Source organism: Clostridium sp. CAG:43, assembly GCF_000434655.1.
GTDB classification, from domain to species: domain Bacteria; phylum Bacillota; class Clostridia; order Lachnospirales; family Lachnospiraceae; genus Otoolea; species Otoolea fessa.
Window position 1 is genome coordinate 6,527 of sequence record NZ_FR895097.1, and the last position, 3,657, is coordinate 10,183.

Sequence of the window (3,657 nt, forward strand, 5' to 3'; positions counted from 1 at the left end):
CTATGTCCACTGGGGTATCGAGCGGAACACGCAGCCAGAGACGTACCAGCGGGAGATGGGACATCAGTACATCGACGCGGGCGCTGATCTGGTGGTTGGCAGCCATCCACATGTGCTGCAGGGGATTGAGCTGTATCATGGAAAATGGATTCTGTACAGTCTGGGAAATTTTGTGTTCGGAAGCTCGATTCCGGAGACAATGCTGGTGCAGGCGTCGGTANATGCTGGTGCAGGCGTCGGTAGATGCACAGGGAGAGACGGCGCTTTCAATTCTGCCTGCAACTTCATCTGCCGGATATACGAGAGAGCTGGACGTGGGGAAGAAAGAGGCGTTTTACCAGAAGATACAGGGGCTTTCGGACGGCGTGCAGATTGATGAGAATGGAAAGGTGCAGGTGCAGTAAAATCAATTCGTGAAATCCTGCCCCTGAAAACACCCGCTTTCCCGCAGTGCCTTGGAAAACGTATTCAAAAACGCCCGCTTATTTCCACTCCATTCCGGTGCGACCAGCAATTTTTTCGGTCCATCGCCGCTGATCCGGTGGATGACCATATCGGGCGGCAGCAGGCGGATACATTCGATCAGCAGCTCAATGTATTCGTCCATTGAAAAGACCGGAAAAGGTGCCTGTTCGTAGAGCTCTGCCAGCTTCGTGCCGCGTAAAATGTGGAGAAGCTGAAGTTTGATGCCGTCGATGGCGGGCTGGAAATCGGCCAGATAGCGGACGGTATCGAGCATCTGGGCTTTTGTTTCATCAGGCAGCCCCAGAATGACATGGACGATGACGGTCAGACCGGCGGCTTTCAGTTCACGGACGGCATTTTCAAAGACCGGGAGGGAATAACCGCGCTGGATGCGCGCGGCACTTTCCTCATGGATGGTCTGAAGTCCCAGTTCCACCCAGACCGGTTTTCGGCGGTTTAAGCGGGCGAGAAGCTCCAGGACATCCGGCGGCAGGCAGTCCGGGCGGGGTCCGATGGGCGGGTTCCGATGGACAGAGCAGCCACGTCCGGGTGGGCGATTGCTTCGGAAAAAAGCGGCTCCAGATAGGAGACAGGCGCATAGGTATTTGTGTAGGATTGGAAATATGCGACATATTTTCCACCCTTTATTTTATTTGCGACACGCGCCTTTGCCGCTTCGATTTGTTCGGTCACGGAGGTGTGAGCCGGCTCTGCAAAATCGCCGGAACCGCCGTGGCTGCAGAAAATACAGCCGCCCGTTCCCAGCGTACCGTCCCGGTTGGGACAGGTCATGCCGCCGTCGAGCGCCAGCTTGTAGATTTTCTGCCCAAATTGGTCTTTCAGCCATGCGTTTAACGAATAGTAGGGACGACCGTCGGAGTAGCAGCGGGGCATGGAGGAATCCGGGTGTTTGCCGGAGACGGTGGATGCAGGATGGAATGTTTCGGGTAATGATAGGTATGTTTGAGTGGTTTGCTTCATACGGACTCCTGTGTTTTACTATATAAATGAAAGCTTACCAGAACCACAGCATTTTGTAAATACACGAAAGAATATCGTATTGAGGCATTTTGAGGAAAATGATATAATATATACAAGAAGTCAGATTAAATCAAAATATCTGAAATCATAATCATATAAAGGGAATAATTGTTAATGTTCCCGGGTAGGCACTTTTGGAACCGAAAGTGCCGTAAGAAAACGTGGTGGCAGCAGGAATTTGCCGTATTTAAATGCGAAGCCACGGCAAATTCCGTTACTGGGCACGTATGCGTGAACAGTAACAAACAATTTGGGGAAAAGGAGAAGGGATATGTCAGTCAAAGAAACACTGAAACAGCTGGAATCTGAGAAAACGAAAGTGCTGATGGCAGAATTATACGGGGCAGAGAAAGCGGAGGAGAACCGGGCGCGTTACCGCTATGTGGCAGAGCGCTTTGAGAAAACATATGGGGAACGTGATATCAAGCTGTTTACTTCCCCGGGACGGACGGAGATCAGCGGCAACCACACCGATCACAATCATGGCAAGGTGCTGGCGGGCAGCATTAATCTGGACTGCGTCGGCGCGGCGGCACCGAACGGAACCGACACGATCCGCATATTAAGTGAGACATTTCATCAAAATTTCAGCATCCATTTAAGCGACCTGAAACCGAGCACGGGTATGAGCGGCACCATCGACCTGACAAAGGGCATTTTAAAGGGCTTTGAGGAGAGAGGATACAAGGTCGGCGGATTTGACGCATACATTACCAGCAATGTTATCAGCGCGGCGGGCGTCAGCTCTTCGGCTTCCTATGAGATGCTGATCTGCTCTATGTTAAATACGATGTTTAACGAGGGAAAGATGGATGTTGTCACCTACGCCCACATCGGAAAATATGCAGAAAACAAGTTCTGGAACAAGGCGTCGGGTCTGCTCGATCAGATGGCGTGCGCGGTCGGCGGTCTGATTACGATCGATTTTAAAAATCCGGAAGCGCCGGTTGTGGAGAAGATTGATTTTGATTTCGGTGCGCAGGATCACAGCCTGATGATTGTAAATACGGGAAAAGGCCACGCGGATCTGAGCGCAGATTATTCTTCCGTTCCAAACGAGATGAAAAAAGTAGCGCAGTACTTTGGCAAAGAGGTCTGCGCGGAGATTTCAGAGGAAGAGGTGATCGCAAACCTGGCGAAAGTACGTGCATTTGCGGGAGACCGTTCCGTGATGCGTGCGTTCCATTTCTTTGAGGAAAATAAGAGAGTGGAGCAGGAAGTAAAGGCCCTTCGGGAAAATGATTTTGCTGCTTTTTTGGAGGGAATCACAGCTTCGGGCAATTCTTCCTGGAAATGGCTTCAGAATGTATACACGACTGCAGACGTGCAGGAGCAGGGCATCAGCATTGCACTGGCGCTGACGGAATTGTTTATCGCGAAAAAAGGACGCGGCGCGTGCCGGGTTCATGGCGGCGGCTTTGCCGGTGTTATCATGGCGATGATTCCGAACGATCTGGTGGACGAGTATACAGAATACATTGAAAATGCGATCGGAGAGGGCAATGTATACCGCATGAGCATCCGCCCGCACGGCGCGATCTGCGTGAGCGAGCGCATCTAAAAATTGGGACCTGGAAAGGCGGTGGAATTTATGGGAAATAAAAATTTGATTATCACAATCGAGAGGGAGTACGGAAGCGGCGGACGTATTGTGGGACGCAAGCTGGCAGAGGAGCTGGGGCTTCATTTCTACGACGATGAGATCTTAAAGATGGCGTCGGAGAAGAGTGCGGTCGGAGAGGAATTTTTCCGTTTAGCGGATGAGAAAGCGGGAAACAACCTGCTTCACCGTCTGGCTGGCGCGAAGAAGGCAGATGTGTTCGGAAAGCCGTCCCTGAAAGGCGATGTGACATCGCCGGATAACCTGTTTAAATTCCAGGCGATGGTGATGCGGGAACTGGCAGAACAGGAACCGTGCGTATTTGTAGGCCGTGCGGCTGGCTATGTGCTGGATCAGGACGAGGAGATCGAAAATCTGGTCCGCATCTTTGTCTATGCCGACCGTGTGCGCCGCGTGCAGCGCGTTATGGAAGTAGACTGCATCAGTGAAGAAAGAGCGAAGAAGCGCATCCGGAAGATTGAGAATGAGCGGAAGAATTATTATAAATATTTTACTGGGAATGACTGGAAAAACATGAAGAACTACGATCT

At 51.3% G+C, this 3,657-nt stretch carries 3 protein-coding genes and 2 pseudogenes; 4 read left to right on the forward strand and 1 reads right to left on the reverse strand.

The genetic code is table 11. The features are described 5' to 3' along the window. Together QVO97_RS08505 and QVO97_RS08510 are read left to right on the forward strand one after the other, a co-directional pair. Window positions 1–121 (forward strand): annotated as a pseudogene (locus QVO97_RS08505) (CapA family protein); the annotation flags it as partial. 100 nt (window positions 122–221) lie between these two features. Continuing rightward, window positions 222–404 carry a hypothetical protein gene (locus tag QVO97_RS08510; protein ID WP_022359912.1) on the forward strand — a complete coding sequence of 61 codons (183 nt, stop codon included), beginning with the start codon at window positions 222–224 and terminating at the stop codon, window positions 402–404. A 2-nt stretch (window positions 405–406) separates the two neighbouring features. Here the strand turns inward: QVO97_RS08510 and QVO97_RS08515 are convergent. After that, window positions 407–1,359 (reverse strand): annotated as a pseudogene (locus tag QVO97_RS08515) (TIGR01212 family radical SAM protein). 418 nt (window positions 1,360–1,777) lie between these two features. On the opposite strand from QVO97_RS08515, the gene QVO97_RS08520 reads away from it, so the two are divergent. Beyond that, window positions 1,778–3,067, forward strand: a complete 1,290-nt coding sequence (locus QVO97_RS08520) for a galactokinase (protein ID WP_022359915.1) — start codon at window positions 1,778–1,780, stop codon at window positions 3,065–3,067. Window positions 3,068–3,097: 30 nt separating this feature from the next. After that, window positions 3,098–3,657, forward strand: a 560-nt coding sequence (locus tag QVO97_RS08525; protein ID WP_288189433.1) for a cytidylate kinase-like family protein, incomplete at its 3' end; no start/stop codon positions are given.